Source organism: Paenibacillus sp. FSL R7-277, assembly GCF_000517965.1.
Classification (GTDB): Bacteria; Bacillota; Bacilli; order Paenibacillales; family Paenibacillaceae; genus Paenibacillus_AQ; species Paenibacillus_AQ silagei.
On the sequence record NZ_ASPX01000094.1, the window covers coordinates 1 to 822 of the forward strand.

Here is an 822-nt window from a genome sequence, read left to right on the forward strand (position 1 = left end):
GAGACCGGAGCAACGGGGCTTACAGGAGAGACTGGGGCGACAGGACTGACTGGTGAGACTGGAGCGACAGGTCTGACGGGAGAGACCGGAGCAACGGGGCTGACCGGAGAGACCGGAGCGACAGGGCTCACAGGAGAAACGGGAGCGACAGGGCTGACTGGAGAGACCGGAGCGACAGGGCTAACTGGTGAGACTGGTGCGACGGGGCTTACGGGAGAAACGGGAGCAACAGGGCTTACGGGAGAAACGGGAGCAACAGGGCTCACGGGCGAGACCGGAGCAACGGGGCTGACTGGCGAGACTGGTGCAACAGGGCTCACAGGAGAAACGGGAGCGACAGGACTCACGGGCGAGACCGGAGCAACGGGGCTGACGGGAGAGACCGGGGCGACAGGGCTGACTGGTGAGACTGGGGCGACAGGGCTGACCGGAGAGACTGGAGCGACAGGGCTCACAGGAGAGACTGGGGCGACAGGGCTGACGGGAGAGACCGGAGCGACGGGGCTGACTGGCGAGACTGGTGCGACAGGGCTGACGGGAGAGACCGGAGCAACGGGGCTTACAGGTGAGACTGGAGCGACGGGACTCACGGGAGAGACCGGAGCAACGGGGCTTACGGGAGAGACTGGAGCGACGGGGCTGACTGGCGAGACTGGAGCGACTGGGCTGACGGGAGAAACGGGAGCGACAGGGCTCACGGGAGAGACCGGAGCAACTGGGCTTACAGGTGAGACTGGTGCAACGGGGCTTACAGGTGAGACTGGTGCAACAGGGCTTACAGGAGAGACCGGAGCAACTGGGCTTACAGGTGAGACTGGTGCA

General features: G+C 65.2%; 1 protein-coding gene. It reads left to right on the forward strand.

The window, feature by feature from the left end:
• On the forward strand, positions 1–822 hold an 822-nt coding region (locus C173_RS27060), incomplete at both ends, for a calcium-binding protein (RefSeq protein ID WP_036731020.1).